Annotated in this window: 21 protein-coding genes; all 21 read left to right on the top strand. The window is 33.1% G+C overall.

Features of this window, described 5'->3' with window-relative positions:
* Positions 1 to 244 precede the first annotated feature (244 nt).
* Entirely contained in the window at positions 245 to 895 is a 651-nt protein-coding gene (locus HMPREF9333_RS07610) for an NAD(P)H-hydrate epimerase (RefSeq protein WP_005541144.1), read from the top strand.
* A 387-nt stretch (positions 896 to 1,282) separates the two neighbouring features.
* The gene (locus HMPREF9333_RS07605) at positions 1,283 to 1,894 is read left to right on the top strand and encodes a Panacea domain-containing protein (RefSeq protein WP_005541142.1); all 612 of its coding nucleotides are present in this window, start codon (positions 1,283 to 1,285) and stop codon (positions 1,892 to 1,894) included.
* Positions 1,894 to 2,325 (top strand): hypothetical protein, encoded by a 432-nt coding sequence (locus HMPREF9333_RS07600; RefSeq protein ID WP_005541141.1) that lies wholly within the window; start codon positions 1,894 to 1,896, stop codon positions 2,323 to 2,325. Before HMPREF9333_RS07605 ends, HMPREF9333_RS07600 begins: the two co-directional genes overlap by 1 nt.
* A 174-nt stretch (positions 2,326 to 2,499) precedes the next feature.
* Complete coding sequence (locus HMPREF9333_RS07595) at positions 2,500 to 2,706, top strand: type II toxin-antitoxin system Phd/YefM family antitoxin (protein WP_005541140.1); 207 nt, start codon at positions 2,500 to 2,502, stop codon at positions 2,704 to 2,706.
* Between the two features lie 17 nt (positions 2,707 to 2,723).
* Positions 2,724 to 3,461 (top strand): NAD-dependent protein deacylase, encoded by a 738-nt coding sequence (locus HMPREF9333_RS07590; RefSeq protein ID WP_005541139.1) that lies wholly within the window; start codon positions 2,724 to 2,726, stop codon positions 3,459 to 3,461.
* Between the two features lie 74 nt (positions 3,462 to 3,535).
* On the top strand, positions 3,536 to 4,357 hold the full coding sequence (locus HMPREF9333_RS07585) for a glycosyltransferase family A protein (RefSeq protein ID WP_050798132.1): 822 nt from the start codon (positions 3,536 to 3,538) through the stop codon (positions 4,355 to 4,357).
* Positions 4,344 to 6,701 carry a hypothetical protein gene (locus tag HMPREF9333_RS07580; RefSeq protein WP_005541137.1) on the top strand — a complete coding sequence of 786 codons (2,358 nt, stop codon included), beginning with the start codon at positions 4,344 to 4,346 and terminating at the stop codon, positions 6,699 to 6,701. The genes HMPREF9333_RS07585 and HMPREF9333_RS07580 overlap by 14 nt, the downstream gene beginning before the upstream one ends.
* A 56-nt stretch (positions 6,702 to 6,757) precedes the next feature.
* Positions 6,758 to 7,786 carry a glycosyltransferase family 39 protein gene (locus HMPREF9333_RS12295; RefSeq protein WP_005541136.1) on the top strand — a complete coding sequence of 343 codons (1,029 nt, stop codon included), beginning with the start codon at positions 6,758 to 6,760 and terminating at the stop codon, positions 7,784 to 7,786.
* Entirely contained in the window at positions 7,743 to 8,624 is an 882-nt protein-coding gene (locus HMPREF9333_RS12290; RefSeq protein ID WP_156797309.1) for a hypothetical protein, read from the top strand. The genes HMPREF9333_RS12295 and HMPREF9333_RS12290 overlap by 44 nt, the downstream gene beginning before the upstream one ends.
* Before the next feature lie 30 nt (positions 8,625 to 8,654).
* Positions 8,655 to 10,232 carry a hypothetical protein gene (locus HMPREF9333_RS07570; RefSeq protein ID WP_005541134.1) on the top strand — a complete coding sequence of 526 codons (1,578 nt, stop codon included), beginning with the start codon at positions 8,655 to 8,657 and terminating at the stop codon, positions 10,230 to 10,232.
* Between the two features lie 20 nt (positions 10,233 to 10,252).
* Positions 10,253 to 11,596 (top strand): lipopolysaccharide biosynthesis protein RfbH, encoded by a 1,344-nt coding sequence (gene rfbH, locus HMPREF9333_RS07565; RefSeq protein ID WP_005541133.1) that lies wholly within the window; start codon positions 10,253 to 10,255, stop codon positions 11,594 to 11,596.
* Positions 11,597 to 11,678: 82 nt separating this feature from the next.
* On the top strand, positions 11,679 to 12,524 hold the full coding sequence (locus tag HMPREF9333_RS07560; protein ID WP_040882592.1) for a LicD family protein: 846 nt from the start codon (positions 11,679 to 11,681) through the stop codon (positions 12,522 to 12,524).
* Entirely contained in the window at positions 12,517 to 13,539 is a 1,023-nt protein-coding gene (locus HMPREF9333_RS07555) for a glycosyltransferase family 2 protein (RefSeq protein ID WP_005541131.1), read from the top strand. Before HMPREF9333_RS07560 ends, HMPREF9333_RS07555 begins: the two co-directional genes overlap by 8 nt.
* A gap of 859 nt (positions 13,540 to 14,398) precedes the next feature.
* Complete coding sequence (locus HMPREF9333_RS07550) at positions 14,399 to 14,677, top strand: hypothetical protein (RefSeq protein WP_005541130.1); 279 nt, start codon at positions 14,399 to 14,401, stop codon at positions 14,675 to 14,677.
* A complete protein-coding gene (locus tag HMPREF9333_RS13315; protein WP_005541129.1) occupies positions 14,674 to 14,997 on the top strand; it encodes a hypothetical protein in 324 nt (107 codons plus the stop codon). Before HMPREF9333_RS07550 ends, HMPREF9333_RS13315 begins: the two co-directional genes overlap by 4 nt.
* Entirely contained in the window at positions 14,966 to 15,433 is a 468-nt protein-coding gene (locus HMPREF9333_RS13310; RefSeq protein ID WP_040882590.1) for a hypothetical protein, read from the top strand. Before HMPREF9333_RS13315 ends, HMPREF9333_RS13310 begins: the two co-directional genes overlap by 32 nt.
* A 446-nt stretch (positions 15,434 to 15,879) precedes the next feature.
* Positions 15,880 to 16,266, top strand: coding sequence for a hypothetical protein (locus HMPREF9333_RS07535; RefSeq protein ID WP_005541125.1), 387 nt, complete (start codon positions 15,880 to 15,882; stop codon positions 16,264 to 16,266).
* Positions 16,267 to 16,796: 530 nt separating this feature from the next.
* Positions 16,797 to 17,432, top strand: a complete 636-nt coding sequence (locus tag HMPREF9333_RS07530) for a hypothetical protein (protein WP_005541124.1) — start codon at positions 16,797 to 16,799, stop codon at positions 17,430 to 17,432.
* 32 nt (positions 17,433 to 17,464) lie between these two features.
* Positions 17,465 to 18,190 (top strand): hypothetical protein, encoded by a 726-nt coding sequence (locus HMPREF9333_RS07525; protein ID WP_005541122.1) that lies wholly within the window; start codon positions 17,465 to 17,467, stop codon positions 18,188 to 18,190.
* 443 nt (positions 18,191 to 18,633) lie between these two features.
* A complete protein-coding gene (locus HMPREF9333_RS07520; RefSeq protein ID WP_005541119.1) occupies positions 18,634 to 19,020 on the top strand; it encodes a hypothetical protein in 387 nt (128 codons plus the stop codon).
* 576 nt (positions 19,021 to 19,596) lie between these two features.
* On the top strand, positions 19,597 to 19,824 hold the full coding sequence (locus tag HMPREF9333_RS07515; protein ID WP_005541117.1) for a helix-turn-helix domain-containing protein: 228 nt from the start codon (positions 19,597 to 19,599) through the stop codon (positions 19,822 to 19,824).
* The last annotated feature ends 39 nt before the right edge of the window (positions 19,825 to 19,863 follow it).

Below are 19,863 nucleotides of genomic sequence, written 5' to 3'. Positions count from 1 at the left end.
CTGTTGTCTTTAATATACGGTTGTTCAGTTCGCTGAGTAAGTAGAAAAAACAAAAAAATAAATTTTTTAAAAGTGAGTTATAAAAAGAGGAAGGTAAAGCAAATAGCCAATGCTTCCTTTTTTATTGCTCAAAAGTAAGCGTCAAGCTAAGTACACATAGAGCAAGATACATGAGTATTATCATACTGAAGAAATAAAATGGATAGCTTGTAGAAACGAATGGAAAGGTTTAAAAAGCATTGGCATGGAGAAAAAAACGATAATAAAGGAAGGAGAGAAAATGCAGGAAAAGGTATTGTCAGTGGAGGAGATGAGAGAGGCTGACAGATATACAATAGAAAATTATATAAGCAGTAAGGAGCTTATGTACAGGGCAGGTGAGGCCATATTTAACGCTTTAGGTAAAAACAGGAAAAATACAGCTATAATATGTGGAAGCGGAAATAATGCAGGAGACGGTTATGTGCTTGCAGGTCTTTTGAAAGAACATAATATAAGCTGCAAGCTTTTTCTTATAGAAGATAAATTTTCGGAGGATGGAAGATATTATTTTGACAAGTGCAAAGAAAATAATATTGACTACGAATTTATCACAGATGACAGTGGATATACGGATTTTGAATGTATTGTAGACTGCATATACGGGACAGGTTTTAAGGGAAAAGTAAAAGACAATGTCAGAGCGATTATGGAGAAAATAAATTCTTCAAAAGCGTATAAAGTAAGCGTAGATATAAATAGCGGAATGAATGGGGATACCGGTGAGGCTGATATTTGTGTAAGATCCGATTTGACAATTTCAATAGGTTATTTAAAGCATGGACTTCTCAGTGAAAATGCCCGGAAAAATATAGGCAAACTTATAAATGTGGATATAGGAATAATTTTACCATAAGTGATAGTATTATCTAAATGTAAGATTATTTGGTAGTCAAACGAGAATAAGACTGATTAATGAAGAAATTAAGTTTGAGAGTAGTATTTCAAAATTCTGAGTATGGCTGTTGTGTTCACTATACTGGCACAATATTAGATATTGTAAAGAAATAAATATTATGTTATACTTTAGAAAAGTAAATGTTAGCCGTTTTTCACACAACGGGGCATAAAACAGAAAAGGTGTCTCGCTATCTGTATCCAAAAGGCGAAACTTTAAGGTAGATAGAGAGGATAAAACCTCTCTATTTTTATAAAAGAATAAGGTTTTTTATTGGTAGAGAAAGTATGATAGAGATATTTTTTCTGTTTTATGGTATAATTTCGGTAGAAAGGAAGTGAGGATATGAGAATTGATACTTTAGCCAAATGGTTTTTGAGTAAAAATCCGCAACTGCGTGGTGGTTATATTGATCAAAATACAAAACTAAACAAACTCCTGTATTTCTCCTATCTTATGCACTATGCAGTAACCGGCAGAAACTTAACAGACGACAAGTTTGAAAAGTGGGATAACGGACCTGTATCTCGTGAAATTTATAAGGAGTATAGGTATAACAATCTAAGTGGATTTTCAGAGACTAAAGTAGACATCGAAGATAAAGATGTTCTTAAGTTTTTAGAAATAGTAAATTTTGTATATTCAAACAGAACAGCAGGAGAGTTGTCAAAAGAAACACATGAGCATAGTATATGGATTGATGCTGAAAAAAATGAGGATCTTGATTTCAGGAAGATTGCAGAAAAAGAAAAGTGTTTGATGAAAAGCCTTTATGCAACATACGCAGATATGGATTTTGATAGTATAGTTATGGAAAAAATTAGTGGTAATATCTATTATTATGATAAATATAATTTAGATATGTCCGATGAAGTTGTATCTATACTTGAAAAAATGGAGCCTCAAAGCGAGCCTATGTTTGTAGAAAATATAAATGGAGAGTTGGTGTTTTCATAGTGGACATACTAATTTGCAAGATAAAATATCCTAACGATACAAGTGGTAAAATAGTTCCTCATCAGCATTTTGTAGGTTGTTATGAAGAAGGAATATTGGAGTTGTATTCCATATCTTCAATTACCGGTAAAGAGTACAAAGTTTATGACAAAGAGGGTATGCCCAATCCAACATATTATCTGATAATCGGGAGTGAGTGTACCCTTTGTAATTTGAAAGTGCCATCATTCATTGATTGTGCAAAATCATATATGTTAAACATAACCGATAATATGGATATAAATAAATTGGGGCATAGAGGTATACCTAAAGAAATAGTGGAGAAGATAAAAAATAAGATAAAAGAAACGAAAGATAACGGAAGCCATGTGCAGTATACTATTAGTTCCGGTGATTTTGTTACTTATAACACAATATGTAAGATAAAATAATCGTTTAAGGAATCAGTGAATCAGTGATTTGCTGTTTTTTTATTGCGATTAGGGACCTTTTTTGCCATTATCATATAGTTAACTTAAATTATTTATAATTATAAATGTAATTACAATATAGGTTTTAAAATATGCCTGTTTATGATATAATAATACTCTCGAAAGGAGCGTTATATGAAAGATAAAGGGAGCAAAGCAACAATGGACTTTTATAATATGTCCGACTTTTTAAAAGGGCAATCATCCAAAATAATCACTAAGTTATCTGAAAATGATGAAGCCGCTTTTATATTAAAAAATGGGAAACCGAAGGCTATATTGATTTCAAAAGAAAGATATGAACGTTTAGTACAGGCAGGAATAAATATTTTAGATTATTAAGTGAGGAGATAAAATATATGAAAACTGAAAATGATAAGCTCGATGATTTAAGAGAATGTATAGCTTTAAGTGATAATATAGTTTTTTTTGGCGGCGCAGGTGTTTCGACTGAGAGCGGTATACCTGATTTCAGGAGTCAGGACGGGCTTTATTCAATGAAGTATAAATACCCTCCTGAACGTATTTTAAGCCATAGCTTTTTTATGAGCATGAGGGATGAGTTTTACCGCTTTTATCGGGATAAAATGATTTATACACAGGCAAAGCCGAATGATGCACATATTGCACTTGCAAAGCTTGAGCAAATAGGAAAGCTTAAGGCAGTGATCACACAAAATATTGACGGTCTGCATCAGGATGCCGGAAGTAAAAATGTAATTGAACTGCATGGAAGCATCCGCAGGAACTACTGCATGAAATGCGGGAAAAGTTATGAACTTGATAAAATAATAAATTCTGAGGGTGTGCCTAAATGTGAATGTAATGGTGATATTAAACCTGATGTAGTTTTATATGAGGAAGGACTTGATAGTGAAGTGCTGAATAAAGCCATAGATTTTATAAATGCGGCACAGATCCTTATAATTGGAGGAACCTCTCTGGCAGTTTATCCTGCAGCAGGGCTTGTCAATTATTTTAAAGGAAGTAAACTTGTGCTTATAAATAAAACGCCTACACCTATGGATTCAGGTGCCGACCTTGTTTTTCACGGAAGTATAGGACAGGTTCTAAAAAGTGCAATTCAAGGCATTTAAACTTTTATATTTAAGGGTAAAGGATTGCCCTAAACCGTCCGGAGTGATAGAATATGCAGGTAAACGGTAAATGTATGAAAGGAAAGTGCCAGACATTGGAACAGTATAATTTTACAAAAAGACATATTTTTGCGGTATCAGCCTATAAAAAATCACCATATCTGCGTGCCTGTATAAAATCTCTGCTTGCACAGAGCGTTAAAAGTGATATTATAATATGCACATCAACACCGAATAGCTATATAAAAGATATTGCAGATGAATTTAATATAAGACTTTATATAAGGCAGGGAATACCGTGTATGGCAAAAGATTGGAATTTTGCCTGCAAAAAGGCGGGTAAAGGGCTTGTAACCATAGTGCATCAGGATGATCTTTATTGTAAGGATTATGTAAAAACCTTGCTTTTTATGAAGGAAAGATATCCCGATATGGGACTTTTTACAACCGCCTCGATAAGTATTAAGGGAGGGAGCTTAATTGATTTTGGAGAGGCAAATATCATAAAAAAAATTTTAAGGCTTCCGCTCAGGTTAAAATGGTTCAGTCATACCCTATTTATAAAAAGGTTGTCAATAAGTTTTGGGAATCCTGTTATATGTCCTTCATGCACTTATGACAAAGATATATACGGAGATTTATATTTTAATCCGACATACAATTTCGTGCTTGATTGGGATATGCTTTTAAGGCTTTCCTCAAAAAAAGGGCGATGGATATGTATTGAAAAACCTCTTATAATGTACCGCATACATGATGATTCGGCTACAAAAAGGAGTATTGCCGACAGTTCAAGGACAACTGAGGAGAGTGTAATGTTTGACAGACTGCTGCCATATCCGGTTTCGCAAATTATAAAGAGAGCATACAGGAGGGCGTATAATGCATATTTATAGTAAAAAATATACATTTTTAAAGATTCTTATGATCTTTTTACTTTTTGTATCAGGGCTGTTTCTTGCATATATAAGTGCGGATGAGGTAATAAGATATTATTACCTTCATGAGAAAATATTTCTTCCTGAAACCTTAAATATGATGGCTGAAAGTGGAATTTTATTTCTGGTATTACTATTATGCAGCTGTATTTTCAGAAAGACATCAGCAAGATACACTATGTATGCTGCAGTTGTATCAGTGTTCTTATGGCTACATAGAGCTTTTTTACCGGTGTTGGTTTCAGGTGTGTTTATAATCTGTCTTATAATGCTTGGTGAGATTGTTCTTTCAGGAGGCAGACGCTTTATAGGTATAAGAGCTTCTGATGATATTTTAAGGATTTTACATGATTTTATATCAGGAGCTTTGATTTACATTACTTCAATATGCCTGCTTTCACTTTTTAAAATAGGGAGTATGAGGGACATATACATATACACAGTATGTCTTTTTTTATGTGTGCTTTTTATATATATACTTTTAAATAAAACAGGTTCTATACCTTTAAGGATAATTGATGATAAGGATACTGACAAATCCGGCACGGCTGAAGATGAATACATAGGAAAAAAGAAAAAACCGGTATTGCCGAAAGTTTTTGATACATTCCTGGTTTGTCTGATACTTACTATGCTTTTGCTTCAGGCGGGAAGGCTTAATATAGCCATAGACTATGATTCGCTGCATTATGGTCTGAGAACGCCCTATATTTTAAATAACGGTTTGGGTATATATGAAAAACTGGGTCTTGTAAATGATGTATATTACTATCCTAAAGGTCTTGAAATACTGACAATGCCCCTTAACATACCGGTAAGTTACGGTTTTATACTTGCATTTTCATGGTGGACGCTTGTAGCGGTAATTGTTGTAATCTATGATATTGTAAAAAAACTGGCAAATCCGTATTATGCATTTTTTGCGGCGGCACTTACCGCTTTTGTGCCGGGTATAACGAATATGGGAGTATCTGCAAAGACGGATATAATAACCCTTTTAATACAGCTTGTATTTGTAGATGATGTGATAAGCTGTATTAAGAAAAGAGAAGAGGCAAGTAATAAAAGTGCTGTTATAAAGCATCTTGTATGGGCATTTTCCCTGATTGTATCAAGCCTTATATTTAAACCTACAAGTGTAGTATTCTCAGGGCTTTTATTTATAACCGGATTGATATTTGCAGTATATATAAAATTTAATTCAAGAAAAAATATAAAGACTTCAACACTGAATAATATAGAAAATAAAAAAAAGACCTATAAAAAGAAAAGTAATATAAAATCAAATCTTAGTATAATACTGCCTGCATTTTCTTCTCTTATACTTGTTACATTAAGGACCTTTATAATGACAGGCTATCCTATAACTTCCGCATATTCCATATTTTGGAGAAAGCTTGGAATAAGTGCATATTATCCGTTTTCATTTGAAGGTCATTACTGTACAGGGACAAATACTGATGGATTTTATGAAAAAATAAATATTGCACAAAGACTGAGAGGTCTTTTTATATCTCCTGTCGGTGAAGACATGATACATGTATTTATAGCTTTTGGCGGGGTGCTTATGCTGATTTTAATTGTACTGGGATTTATTTGCGGTATTATATCACATAAAAGGCTTGATGCTCCGGCGCTATATATAAATTTTGTATGTATTGTTCTTTTACTTGCGAGTTTATTTATATTGGAGATAATATATCAGGTAGACGGCAATTACTTTATGCTTGTATATGCACTTATAATAATTGCGGCATCAAATCTTGCATGTGCTTTTTTTGATACCTCTAAGTTTGGGCAGTTTAGAACCGGAATAACTGTAAGCCTGCTGCCTGTATTTACATGGGCGTTTGTAGTTACATGTGTTACAAACTGGGCAGGAGCTTACGGTTTTACACCGATCTCATTTATGCATCTCGGGTTTTATAATCATTATAATGCTGAATATAAGGAAATGGAAGAAGCCGGTTTAGTAAGAATATTTGATTATTTGAACAAATATCCGAGGGCAAGAGTTGTGTCTATGGCTTATCAGCCTGAAGGATTGTGCTTTAAATGCTGTATTCAAAGCTATACGGACATAGTAGGCAGCGGAGGCAACTCAAGACTTGTGCATAAACTTTATAAATTTAAAGATTATCTTGATTTTGTCGGTGTTGAATATGTATATACAAACAGAGTATTCCTTGATGAACATGAAAGAGCCTCCGATATAGAGGAGTATATGGTTGAAGACGGAAGTCTCATACCGCTTATAAGAGCAGGTGATAATACACTTTATAGGTATGAGCGTAAAGAATGATTGAAGAATAGGATACGGGATAAAACTATGGAAGGAGATAATTTTAGTATAATCCGATGTTTGAAAGAGATTTCAGCTTAGAAGAAAAAAACAGTATGCTTAAAGATGCCGTTATAATGCTTTTGCTGCTTATGGCTGCTTTTTGGGTAAATGCAGGTATACGTATCTCAGGGCTTTATATGGATGATCTTTATATGTGGTCATGCTACGGAGAACAGAGCTTTATAGAATATGTATTTCCTATAGGTTCTACAAGATTCAGACCTGTGTATTGGTTTGCGGCATGGCTTGAGCTTGGAATTATAGGAAACAGGATAACATGGGTAGTTCCTTTTAATATAATATTTTCAGCGGTAATTGCCTCATTTTTGTATTTATTTGCAAAAAGACTTTCGGCATCAAGACCTGTAGGTTTTATAGCCGGAATTATGTTTATATGCTCAAGATTTTCATATTATGATATATCACAGCTTCTGGGGCTTATGGAGGCTATGTGCCTTTTGTTTTTATTAATAATCCTGTACAATATGTATAGCTGCATTGTTCAAAAGGAATATACAAAGAATTTTGGCAAGGCGGTTATATGTTATCTCTTTATATGTTTTACGCATGAGAGATATATGGTGCTGTTGCCTATGTTTTTCTACATACTGTTTGTAAAAAAAGAAAGAAAAATAAGATTGTGGTTTGCTCCGGTCGCGGTATTTACACTTGTACAGATTGTAAGGCTTATGTCAACCGGAGGAGTGATGCCTGCCGGGACAGGCTCCACATTTGTAAAAGATACATTTAATATAAAGGATTTTATAAAAAATATATTTTCAGAGATACTTTATATATTGGGAGTTAATGCAGGACCTGAACACTTAAACGGTGTTACATGGAATGATACCGATTTTTTTATAAAGCTTTTTGTATGCTGTGCAATTGGGGTTCTTTTTATAATTCTAATTATTTATATATCAAACCAGATTTCATTGATTCTGCATCAGAAAGCTTTAGGAAATTCATTATATACCACCCTGCTTTTTTTTTGGAGTTATGGCAGGTTGCATCGTAGCTTCGGCAGTAACTATAAGAGTTGAGATGAGGTGGGTTTATGCTCCGTACATGACGGCGCTGTTGTGGCTTTCACATATGTATGGTACTATTAAAAAGGAAAAAAATACAGATATTGCAAAAGAAATTCTGAGTATGGATATAGATATAAAACAGTATCTGCCGTTTATACTTGTATTTATATGGATGGTTTTAATGGTTCCGGTAGAGCTTTACGGTCATTCAAAATACTCAGGGATATATTTGTTTCCAGATCAAAAAAGGTATAATACTCTGGCGGATGTTACCTACGGTAAGTACGGCAGTGATATATTCGGCAAAAAAATTTATATAATAGGCAACTATTATAAGATGAGCAAATTTAATGCCGATACATTTTTTAAGGTATTTGATCCTAAGAGAAAGGCGGAGGGTACTGAGGTTGAATTTGTTGAATCATACCGTGATTTCGGTCAAGTAACTTCAAATATGCTTGTAATTAAAGAGGATGCAGCACAAAATGCTTTTGTGGATGTTACCGATATGATAAGAAATGTCAAATGCGAAGCCATTGAGGGCTATTATACTGACGGATGGATGGATGAACAGGCTGAAGTTAACATAATGGCAGGCAAGGACGGTTTGATAGATATTGAATTTATGTATCCGGGAGAGCTTGAAGGCAATGAAACGGTATATATGAATGTTGATGATAATATGACTATAGAGCTTAAACTTGAAAATAATGTTTCTCATCAGAAGTTTGAAGTAAAGCCGTATGAAATAATTAATTTAAAGGTGTATAATAATTTTTATCTTAAGGATGCACAGGAGAAAAGGGGAAGCAGTAACCTAAGTCTTTTGGTGAATATAAAAGCCGATTAGAATTGAAATAAAATTAATATGAGGTCTATGATGGGGAAAAAATTTTTAGCACTTATAATTACGGTAATGGGATTTTTATTTACATTTGCATATATACGCTCAGCTTCAGCAAATGTAGTATATACCGATTATATAAGGCTTGTAAACAGTTATCTTAAAGATGTGTACAGTTTTAAACCATATATGGGAGCTGATATATTTACACGTATGCCTATAAGCTATATACAGAGAATTGTAAATGTAAAATGTTTTTCATACAGTACTATGTTTGATATGATGCTAGGTGCATTTTTCTTATCAGTTTCAGTATTTTTTATACTGTATTATGCCGCAAAGAGAAACGCCTCATATGCATTTATATCATTTCTTGCATTTATAGGTTTTTCACTTAACAAATGGGAGATGCTTATAAACGGAAGCGGATGGGTACATTTTCTTGCATTTGCCATGTTTTCATATCACTTTTACATATATGACAGACTCTTAGAGCAGGACGGTGTACTTAAACCTAAAAAAAGCCCGGGATACAGCCATGATATGCGTGCCGTGATTATACTTCCGTATATTATGCTGCTTTTTTCAGGACCGTATATTATGATATATGCACTGGCAATTTCGGCAGTGTATATAATAAATATAATACTCTCATGCGGAAAAATTAAAAAATATTCCGTTCAGGGTAAAGCGGATAATGAACTGTACAGAATGAATATAAACACATTAAAAACACATATAAGAGCACATATAATATGGCTTATAAATGTGATTGTTCCTACGATGATATATATATACAGCCGGATAAATTCAGTTGAAGAACATGCCGGGGCGACAAATCTTCCATTTACAAAAGTAATATCGGATGACCCGCTTTTGCTGCTGAGACTTTTGCTTAAATCATTCGCCTCTGTGATATTTGACAGTGAAGTGGTTAAAAAAGCCGGGCTGTCTGATACTCTGCTGTTTTTGACAGGGATTTTAATAGGGATTTTTTATATTTATGCACTTTATCTGAATTTTTATAAAGGTGTATTTAAAATAAGTATTTTTCCTGCATGCCTGCTGTTTGCAGGAGGGGCTTCACATCTGCTTGTAGTAATGTCAAGATGGATATTTCTAAAAGACACCTATGCTATGAGTTCAAGATATGCTTTGCAGTTTCAGTCAGGAACATTTGGCGTTTTACTGACCTTATTTATATATAAAAAATATATAGCTGCTGCGGGTCTTAAAGCCTATACGGAGGCTGTACAAAATATGTCAGATAAAAATATATTCAGTAAAAAAATATCAGATAAAAAACAGAGCAATGTATTTAACGCTCTGTGTACCAATATAAATATATATGCATTTTGTATTATAATTATAAGCTATATGCTGGGAAATATAATAACATATTCAAATGAAATCAGGATGTCGGTGTATAGAAAGGAAAACTTTATATCAATGCAGGAGGCGGCATTAAATTATACAAGGCTTTCGGATGATGAACTTACAAAAATTTTTCAATATCATGATCCGGTAAGGATAAAAAAGGCTCTGAAAATATTGCAGGATAAGGGACTGAATGTATTCAAACCTGAAAAAAGAATCACAGAATCACAAAATTAAAGAACCATAAAGGAGGCGACATGTTTGAAAATATGACAAAGGCGGAAGCTGAAGCGGAAATACTTAAATATGTAAGAGCTTATTGCGATAAATATCATAATATAAAAAAGGAGTTTAAACCGGGAGACAGGATAACTTATGCTTCAAGAGTGTATGACAGCGAGGAGATGGTAAATCTTGTAGACTCCTCACTTGAGTTTTGGCTTACATCAGGAAGATATACACAGGAATTTGAGACGGAATTTGCAAAATATCTCGGTATACAATATGCGGCACTTGTAAATTCAGGCTCAAGTGCAAACCTTGCCGCATTTATGAGTCTTACTTCAGATATATTGAAGGATAGGAAGATCAATCATGGCGATGAGGTTATAACAGTTGCATGCGGCTTCCCTACAACTGTAACCCCTATGCTTATATATGGTGCAGTGCCTGTATTTGTAGATGTTACTATACCTCAGTACAACATAGATGTATCGATGCTTGAGGCGGCACTTTCAAAAAAGACAAAGGCGGTAATGGCGGCACATACGCTTGGAAATCCATTTGATCTTGATGCGGTAAAGAAATTTTGCGACAGACATAATCTCTGGCTTATAGAGGATAATTGTGATGCTCTTGGAAGTACATATGAGTATAATGGAGAAGTTTGCCTGACAGGTACTATAGGCGATATAGGCACATCAAGTTTTTATCCGCCTCATCATATGACTATGGGTGAGGGCGGTGCAGTATATACGTCAAATCCTAAATTAAATAAAATAATAAGATCTGTAAGAGACTGGGGTAGGGATTGTTATTGCGACTCAGGCAAGGATGATACATGCAGACACAGATTTGATGCAAAATACGGGGATCTTCCGCTGGGATATGATCATAAATATGTATATTCTCATTTCGGATATAATCTTAAAGTAAGTGATATGCAGGCTGCGGTTGGATGTGCACAGCTTAAAAAATTTCCGGAGTTTGTAAGGAGAAGAAAATATAATCATGCAAGACTGAAAGCGGCGCTTGAGGAGGTATCTGACAGGATTATACTGCCTGAACCCTGTAAAAATTCAGATCCTAGTTGGTTCGGATTTCTTATAACCTGCAATGAGGGTATAGATAGGCAGGTGCTTGTAAAAGGGCTTGAGGAAAAAAAGATACAGACAAGGATGCTTTTTGCCGGAAATCTTATAAAACATCCGTGCTTTAATTCAATGCGTGCTTCAGGTGAAGGCTACAGGGTAGTAGGCAGACTTGAAAATACCGATAGAATAATGCGTGATACATTCTGGGTGGGTGTATATCCGGGTATGAGCGACAGCATGATTGACTATATGGCACAGAGTATTATAAAAATAGTAAAAAACATGTAAAATGATAAAATATTAAAAGTATGCGGTGCATGGATATTTCTGTTCAAAATGAAGTATAATGCGACATATGTGGGGTATATACATGGATAACAGATATGGACTGTTAAAAGTTCAGGAAGCAAATCTTAAAATATTAAAAGAGATAGATAGACTTTGCAAAAAGTATGATATATCATATACGCTTGATGCAGGAACTCTGTTAGGTGCGATAAGGCACAATGGTTTTATTCCATGGGATGATGATGCCGATATAGCAATGACAAGGCAGAACTGGCAGCTTTTTAAAAGAGTTGCACAGCGTGAACTTTCAGAGGGTTTTAATCTTGTATTACCTGATGATATAAGAGATTCAAAAGCCTTTTATGATTTTACGCCACGTGTAATATATGAGAAAAGCAGGAGACATGAACCTGAAAAAGAAGATGTATTTTATGACGGAAAGCTAAATAAGCTTTGGGTTGATATATTTATACTTGATGTACTGCCTAAACATAAAGCGCCGGCTTTTTTTATAAAATCCCTGCAAAAGACTATATATTTACTTTCTATGGGGCATAGGTACAGACTTGATTATAAAAAATATACGCCTTTATATAAGATTGCGGTGTTTATAATGTCAAGTATAGGAAGGCTTTTTAAAATGAGATTTTTATTTACATTCCAGGAGAGACTTTCAAAGCTTTTTTCATCCTCAAAAAAAAGTGCTTTTTTATATTACAGCAATTACCAGCCTGATTATCTATATGTAACACTTAGAAAGGAATGGATTAAAAATACATTTTATATAAAATTTGAAGATATACAGCTTCCCGTGGCTGAAAATTATGAGGAAATACTTAGAATTGTTTATGGCGATTATATGAAGCTTCCTCCCAAAAATGAGAGAAAGCCGTCGCATAAAAGTCTGGAGATTGAGGTATATGAATAAAATAAATAGTACGGAAAATACGGATGAAAGTATATCTATATCAGGTGATTTTAAGGACTTTAAAGAAAGTTCAGGCAATAATCCGATAGAAAAGGTTTCTCTTGTGGTTTCCGTATACAATGAAGAAGCTGTTCTTGTAAAATTTTATAAAGAGGCATTGCCGTACCTGAAAAATACAGGAAAAAAATATGAGATTTTATTTGTCAATGACGGAAGCATTGATAGCAGCAGGCAGATTCTTAACGATATTGCAGCCGGTGATAAAAATGTAAAGGTTTTGCATTTTTCAAGGAATTTCGGTCATGAGGCGGCTATGATTGCCGGCATAGATTATGCCGATGCAGATGCACTTATATGTATGGATGCCGATCTGCAGCATCCGCCTTCATGCATCCCTATGATGATTGAGAAATTTGACGGAGGCTATGATATTATAAGCATGATAAGGACAGGCAATAAATCAGCCGGCATAATAAAGAATATAGCTTCAAACGGATTTTATACGGTTATAAATATATTAAGTGATACAAAGATAGAAAAAAGTGCCTCCGATTTTTTTGGTATATCAAAAAGGGCAGCTGAGATTTTAAAAAAATCATATCGTGAAAAGGTAAGATTTTTAAGAGGTTTTGTTCAGAATCTCGGATTTAATAAAACCACTCTTAAATATGAGGCAGGTATAAGGGCAGCCGGTAAGAGTAAGTATTCAATAAAAAAACTTTTTAAATTTTCAATAAATACAATACTGTGTTTTTCCGATCTTCCGCTGAAACTGGGGATATATGCCGGTATATCTGCGGCAGTTCTGGGATTTATAATGATGGTATATACCATATATTCATGGGCATCGGTAGGCACGCCAAACGGATATGCAACTATTATAGTATTACTCTGTTTTATGTTTGCGGTACTCTTTGTTATAGTGGGTATAATAGGGCAGTATATAGGTATAATATTCAGTGAATTAAAGGACAGACCGATTTACATTGTGGAGGATATTAAAAATATTGAATAAATCCCGGCATATATAGTAAAATAATCAGCGGCAAAAGATATACTGTGAAATACATACACTCAAGAAAAATATCATTGACAGCATTAAAATTTTATGATATTCTTAAAAAAATATTAAGAATATCAGCTAAAACTTATGGATTAACAGTTCATCAAAACAGTCGGATATTTATATATTTATGTACGTTTAAATAATTAGATATATTGATATAAGTCTGTATAAATTGATGAATGTTTAGATAAGCCCATAAGCCCATAAGCCCATAAGCCCATAAGCCCATAAATCCATAAGCCCATAAATCCATAAGCCCATATACATAGCTGATAGATTTTAATATAGTTTTATGATTTGTACAGTTTTACAGCTATCAAATTAAAACCGATTAATCTAAGTGTAACCTGAACCGGCATTAAAAACAGCCGGGAAAACCACATGTCATGTTAATAGAAGGAGGGAATACATGATGGAAAACACAGGTAAAGAAGCTATTTTGATTAACATGTTAAAGCACGAAAAGAATCGCCTGTATAGGCACAGGTCGAGCTTTGTTTTTTTTAAAAGAGAATCACAGCACTTTTTATGTCATTTTTAATGGCATTTAATAGTGCTGTTTTTTTACACCCTGCTTTCCTGCAGGGTGTAATGGCAGCACCTTTGGACGGCGCAGAAGGGGGGAAACGGCAATTTTAAAATTGCGACTCCCTCGCAAGCCGGAAAAAATCCTTATTTTAAAGGACTGGATAGGAATTCGCCAAATACCGATAATGAAGACTTATAGGTTAAAGAAAATATTGCCGAAACAAATAAAAATCTGGTTAATGTAGTAAAAAGAGATGCCACTGCCGTCGGATTAAACTTTGTGGAATATAAAGATGGAATGACAGGTGGGAAAAGGGTTGCTTTTGTTTTAAATCCATATAAACCTGATTATCACTGGTATGTATATGATGAAGAAAAAGAAGTATGGAATAATAAAAACGGAGGAAAGGAAGCAACAAACAAACCATTAGAGCGTGATAGAGAAAACTATGGCAAGGATAATATTACAGATTATACAAAAGAAGCAGAATTATTAGGATATACCACTATGCTTGGAGAGTATTATATTACAAGAAAGAATGGAGAGGTATTTAAATGAAAAAAATGATAAAGCCTGTGTTTGCTCTTTCATTAATAATAATGGGAGTAATTGTACTAATGAAGATAAATAGAACATGGGCATTGAATCCTGAACAAAATATGAATGAAGAATCGGAGCTGAAATCAGAACAAAATATGAATGAAACATCTGCACTGAATTCTAAGAAAAATCTGAATGTGGAATATTTTATCAATAACATTGATTCCGATACGACCTTTATAGATCTGGAGAGGGATATAGGTCCGTTTACCGGTTCTAGAGGGTCTGGATTTGTAATAAACTATTATGAGACAGAAGGTCTGCTTTTTTTTAGATAGTTGGAGGCTTTCATCACCAAGAAGTGGTGTCGTTGGTCTGCTTTTCGTGGAAGATACTTCTGAGAATTACAAGTGTTTGCTTATGTACGGAGAAAAAGATTTTAAAAGTTCTTCATATATAAAGGGACTTTTTGATAAAAGAAAAATCATTTTAAATGTAGATAAAATAAAAATAAAGCCAAGACAATTTTTTGATTTAAATTATGAATATACATATGCAGATATAGTAAATTTATATGGTAAGCCTCATGGTATAACGGATAATAACAGGATATACTACCATATTAATTCATACTATGTATTTTTCCAGATTGATTTTTCTTCTAATCCTGAAAGCAAATTGAATTATATAGATGTATATTCAGAGAATGGAAAGTTCAAATGTCGTATACAATATGCACCTGTAAATCTCTCAGAAAGTTTATTTGTAGATTAAAACTTAGTATTCCGATATCTAAATTATGGTATAGCAGATCATCACTGTAATAATCAGCAAAGCTGAAGTTGGATATTTGAAATATACCTACAATACTGAAAATAGATTTGATAAAGATCATTATAATTATTTCCTGTGTGAAATTGCATGGGGGGTATGTTATTACTATATGGTTTTAAATAAATCTAAGCAGTATTCCCTAATGAATTGATGATTCAATCATCATTTCCTTAGAGATGATGCAGATGTAATAGGATTAAAATCTGAAAAGTATCATCTGAACTTATCGGGTAAATATGCGGTTTTAATTGTAATTAATCCTGATGATGAGTATTATCGGTATCGGCAGGATAGTGATGTAACATTATTTCATAAACCGAGTTCAACAAAGATTATTAAAGGAGTAAAAAATCCTAAAGAAGATTAAAAGAAAAGGGGGTATAAATATGACTTGGGATTTTATTATATCAGCAAAAAATAAATATATGAAAGGAAAGTGTATAAAAATATTATCATTAAGTTTATTTCTTGTGTTATTATTTATGTTAATATTTTTATATAAAAGGTATGATATGTATAAAATTGATGCCGCAACAAAGCATAAATTTGAATCATTGATGTTAAAGCCGCTGGATGAAGTAGTATTAACACTAGGCACCCCGGATGAATCGGAAGGGTATGGAATGTTACATCCTGTGTATGTTTTGGATAACGGTATAAAGGTAGAACTTATTTTCGGGTATAACAGTGAAGCACAAAATAATGCACTATGGAGAATAAGATATAAAAAAAATGAAAAGATTATTCGTGATATAAAGGTAAAACTTCCCTAAAAAATTAAATATTTAAAAAGTTTTAAACAAGATTTTTGTGAATGGGTTTCATTCTTTGTTTTTAAAACTATAAAGAGAGACATTCAGCTCTTTATAGTTTTAGTTAAATAACTAAGATTTCCCATACCAAAAATAGACTCAGCATCTTGAGTAACCGACTTAAATAAAAATGAGTATATATCAAACACCTATGATAACTACAACCGTGTAATCCACCAGAAGGTTGAGGGCATAGGAGAGTTTGAGTACAGCTATAACAGGACTGAAAGGACAAGTAAATATACAAGAAACAGCGGTCTTGAAGTTGTTGTAAAATACGATAAAAATAACCGGATAATCTCGCAGACGGATAATTCAGGAACTGAGACTTATGAATATGATGAAAACAACAGGAGAATACGACAGAGCGATAAAAACGGAGCGGCTACATCATTTGAATATGACAGTCTTGTAAGACGTATAAAAGAAACCGATGCAAGAGGATATTCGACATCATATGAGTACGATCCGGCAGGCAATGTATTTTTGGTATGAAGAATTACATGGATGCTTTGAAAAGGCAATACAAAAAAGATTATACTCCGACATATAATTTTGATGATTATAATAATAATTGTTTTATGGAATATACAAATTGTTATTCATATGCCTTTGGATTGCAGATAAATCCGCTTACAGGGCAAAGATTTCCTGTAGGGGGAAATCAGCCGGGATTATTAAGTGGTGATTCATATTATTTGAATACGGTAAAGTATCAAAAAAACACTCCAGAGCATGATGCGGCTGTGCGAGAATATGTAGATAGATATATGCTGGGAACAGTTGAAACAAATAAAAATCTTGTTAATGTAGTAAAAAGAGATGCCAGTGCCGTCGGATTAAACTTTGTGGAATATAAAGATGGAATGACAGATGGGAAAAGGGTTGCTTTTGTTTTAAATCCATCATATGATTATCAATGGTATGTATATGATGAAGAAAAAAAGGTATGGGGTAATAAAAACGGAAGAAAAAAAGCAACAAACAAACCATTAGAGCGTGATAGAGAAAACTATGGAGAGGATGATATTACGGATTATACAAAAGCAGCAGAATTATTAGGATATACCACTATGCTTGGAGAGTATTATATTACAAGAAAGAAGATAGTGTCAAATGACCTATGAAAAAATGAGTCTAAGAATGGAGAGGTATTTAAATGAAAAAAATGATAAAGCCTATGCTTGCTTTTTCATTAATAATAATGGGAGTAATTGTATTAGTGAAGATAAATAAAATATGGGCATTGAACCCTGAACAAAATCTGAATGAAACGTCGGTACTGAAATCTAAGAAAAATCTGAATGTGGAATACTTTATCAATAACATTGATTCCGATACGACATATGAAGATCTGGAACGGGAGATAGGTCCATTTACCGGTTCTATAGGATCTGGAATTGTCAGAGACTATTATAAGGCGGAAGATCTGTTTTTTTTAGATAATTGGCTAATTGGAAGTTCAGCAAAAGGTCCTGGTATATTTGAAGTGGAAGATATGTCCGGAAAATATAAGGGCTTAGTTATGTATATTGAAAAATATTTTAAAAGCACTGAATATATAAAGAAACTTTTTGCTGAGAAAAAAATCATTTCAGATGCAAATAAGATAGAAATAAAGCCAAGACAATTTTTTGATTTAAATGATGAATATACATATGAAGACATAGAAAATTTATATGGGCAACCTCATGGTATAACCGATAATAACAGAATATACTACCATATTAATTCATACTATGTATTTTTCCCGGTTGATTTCTCTTCTAATCAGGAAAGTAAGCTGAATTATATAGATTTATATTCAGAGGATGGAAAATTCAAATGTCGTATACAATATGCACCTAGATTTATAAATAATTCATCGAATTTACTTTATGATTAAAACTTAGTGTGTTGGAATGTAAATGATGATATAGCAGATCATCACTGTAATAATCACTAAAACTGAAAGTGAATATTTGAAATATGCAGAAAATACTGAAAATAGATTTGATAAAGATCATTATAAGTATTTCCCGTGTGAAATTGCAGGGAGGGTATGTTATTACTATATGGTTTTGATTTGATTTATGCAGGATTCTCTGAGGAAACGGTGATTCAATCGTCATTTCCTTAGAGATGCTGTAGATGTAATAGGATTAAAATCTGAAAAGTATCATCCGAACTTATCGGGTGAATATGCGGTTTTAATTGTAATTAATTTCTGATGATGATTATCATTGGTATAGTCATGATAGTGATGGAAAGTTTCATAAACCGGGTGCAACAAAGGCTATTACAGGGGTAAAAACCCTAAAGAAGATGTAAAGAAAGGAGGGTATAAATATGACTTGGGATTTTATTATATCAGCAAAAAATAAATATATGAAAGGAAAGCGTATAAAAATATTATCATTAAGTTTATTTCTTGTGTTGTTATTTATGTTAATATTTTTATATAAAAGGTATGATATGTATAAAATTGATGCTGTAACAAAGCATAAATTTGAATCATTGATGTTGAAGCCGATGGATGAAGTAGTATTAACACTAGGCGAACCGGATGACTGGGAAGGATGTGGAATGTTACATCCTGTGTATGTTTTGGATAACGGTATAAGGGTAGAACTTATTTTCGGGTATAACAGTGAAATACAAAATAATGCACTATGGAGAGTAAGATATAAAAAAAATGAAAAGACTATTCGTGATATGAAGGTAAAACTTCCCTAAAAAATTAAATATTTAAAAAGTTTTAAACAAGATTTTGTGAATTGGGTTTCATTCTTTGTTTTTAAAATTATAAATAGACACATTCAGCTCTTTATAGTTTTAATTAAATAATATAAAAACATATATAGGGATTGTACCCTGTTCTTCTCTTATCTGAACTGAACTGAATAATTGGCTAATAAGCCGGAAAAGTTTAAATCCTCAATTACTTTTTTTAGAGTTTAGACCGGATCACCATCGGGTAAACTAAATTTATAAAAGCTAAAGCTGATTTTTTATTGATAAAAGATATACTGCGAAAGATTTACTTATATAGGCAGTTATGTTAAAATAACTGTCTAAGGAAGCGATGGTTAAATCACGGTTTCTTCATGCAGCTCTGCATACCTGTGCACAAAATCTTATAGCAATAAGTGCATACGATTTTCGTACGGGAAATATTTAATAAGTGTTTCCCTGAAACAAATATCAAATCAACATTTAAACAATATTAAACACTATCAAACAATCTATAATAATCATTTTTATCTTAATATATACTGCTATATCAAGGCAGTTTTTCTGAAAGGAGCAGATATGAGGATTTATGAAGCGGTGTCATCAAGGATAACAATATTATGTTATAAAAATGATATAACCCTTTACAGGCTTTCAAAGATATCAGGTATTCCTAAAACAACTTTAAAGGATATAGTATCAATGAAATCTAAAAATACGGGAATGAAAACTGTCGAAAAAATCGCATACGGTTTCGGTATGAGTATACGGGATTTTTTCGACAGTGATGTATTTGAAGAGGGCTAAAATATCAAAGTCCGCAGTTTTTGATTATAATTAATTTTC

Origin of the sequence: Johnsonella ignava ATCC 51276 (genome assembly GCF_000235445.1) — a bacterium.
GTDB classification, from domain to species: Bacteria; Bacillota; Clostridia; order Lachnospirales; family Lachnospiraceae; genus Johnsonella; species Johnsonella ignava.
Note: the sequence above shows the minus strand (reverse complement) of the source record. Positions and strands in the feature narration are given on the sequence as shown.

Excerpts from the sequence above, each read along its gene's own strand:
- HMPREF9333_RS07580 (WP_005541137.1), top strand. The coding sequence starts at position 4,344 with ATGCATATTTATAGTAAAAAATATACATTTTTAAAGATTCTTATGATC.
- HMPREF9333_RS13315 (WP_005541129.1), top strand. The coding sequence starts at position 14,674 with ATGAAAAAAATGATAAAGCCTGTGTTTGCTCTTTCATTAATAATAATG.
- HMPREF9333_RS07560 (WP_040882592.1), top strand. The coding sequence starts at position 11,679 with ATGGATAACAGATATGGACTGTTAAAAGTTCAGGAAGCAAATCTTAAA.
- HMPREF9333_RS07605 (WP_005541142.1), top strand. The coding sequence starts at position 1,283 with ATGAGAATTGATACTTTAGCCAAATGGTTTTTGAGTAAAAATCCGCAA.
- HMPREF9333_RS07590 (WP_005541139.1), top strand. The coding sequence starts at position 2,724 with ATGAAAACTGAAAATGATAAGCTCGATGATTTAAGAGAATGTATAGCT.
- rfbH (WP_005541133.1), top strand. The coding sequence starts at position 10,253 with ATGTTTGAAAATATGACAAAGGCGGAAGCTGAAGCGGAAATACTTAAA.
- HMPREF9333_RS07555 (WP_005541131.1), top strand. The coding sequence starts at position 12,517 with ATGAATAAAATAAATAGTACGGAAAATACGGATGAAAGTATATCTATA.
- HMPREF9333_RS07525 (WP_005541122.1), top strand. The coding sequence starts at position 17,465 with ATGAAAAAAATGATAAAGCCTATGCTTGCTTTTTCATTAATAATAATG.
- HMPREF9333_RS07520 (WP_005541119.1), top strand. The coding sequence starts at position 18,634 with ATGACTTGGGATTTTATTATATCAGCAAAAAATAAATATATGAAAGGA.
- HMPREF9333_RS07595 (WP_005541140.1), top strand. The coding sequence starts at position 2,500 with ATGAAAGATAAAGGGAGCAAAGCAACAATGGACTTTTATAATATGTCC.
- HMPREF9333_RS07515 (WP_005541117.1), top strand. The coding sequence starts at position 19,597 with ATGAGGATTTATGAAGCGGTGTCATCAAGGATAACAATATTATGTTAT.
- HMPREF9333_RS07535 (WP_005541125.1), top strand. The coding sequence starts at position 15,880 with ATGACTTGGGATTTTATTATATCAGCAAAAAATAAATATATGAAAGGA.
- HMPREF9333_RS07585 (WP_050798132.1), top strand. The coding sequence starts at position 3,536 with ATGAAAGGAAAGTGCCAGACATTGGAACAGTATAATTTTACAAAAAGA.
- HMPREF9333_RS12295 (WP_005541136.1), top strand. The coding sequence starts at position 6,758 with ATGTTTGAAAGAGATTTCAGCTTAGAAGAAAAAAACAGTATGCTTAAA.
- HMPREF9333_RS07530 (WP_005541124.1), top strand. The coding sequence starts at position 16,797 with ATGAAGAATTACATGGATGCTTTGAAAAGGCAATACAAAAAAGATTAT.
- HMPREF9333_RS07610 (WP_005541144.1), top strand. The coding sequence starts at position 245 with ATGGAGAAAAAAACGATAATAAAGGAAGGAGAGAAAATGCAGGAAAAG.
- HMPREF9333_RS13310 (WP_040882590.1), top strand. The coding sequence starts at position 14,966 with ATGAGACAGAAGGTCTGCTTTTTTTTAGATAGTTGGAGGCTTTCATCA.
- HMPREF9333_RS07570 (WP_005541134.1), top strand. The coding sequence starts at position 8,655 with ATGGGGAAAAAATTTTTAGCACTTATAATTACGGTAATGGGATTTTTA.
- HMPREF9333_RS12290 (WP_156797309.1), top strand. The coding sequence starts at position 7,743 with ATGGCAGGTTGCATCGTAGCTTCGGCAGTAACTATAAGAGTTGAGATG.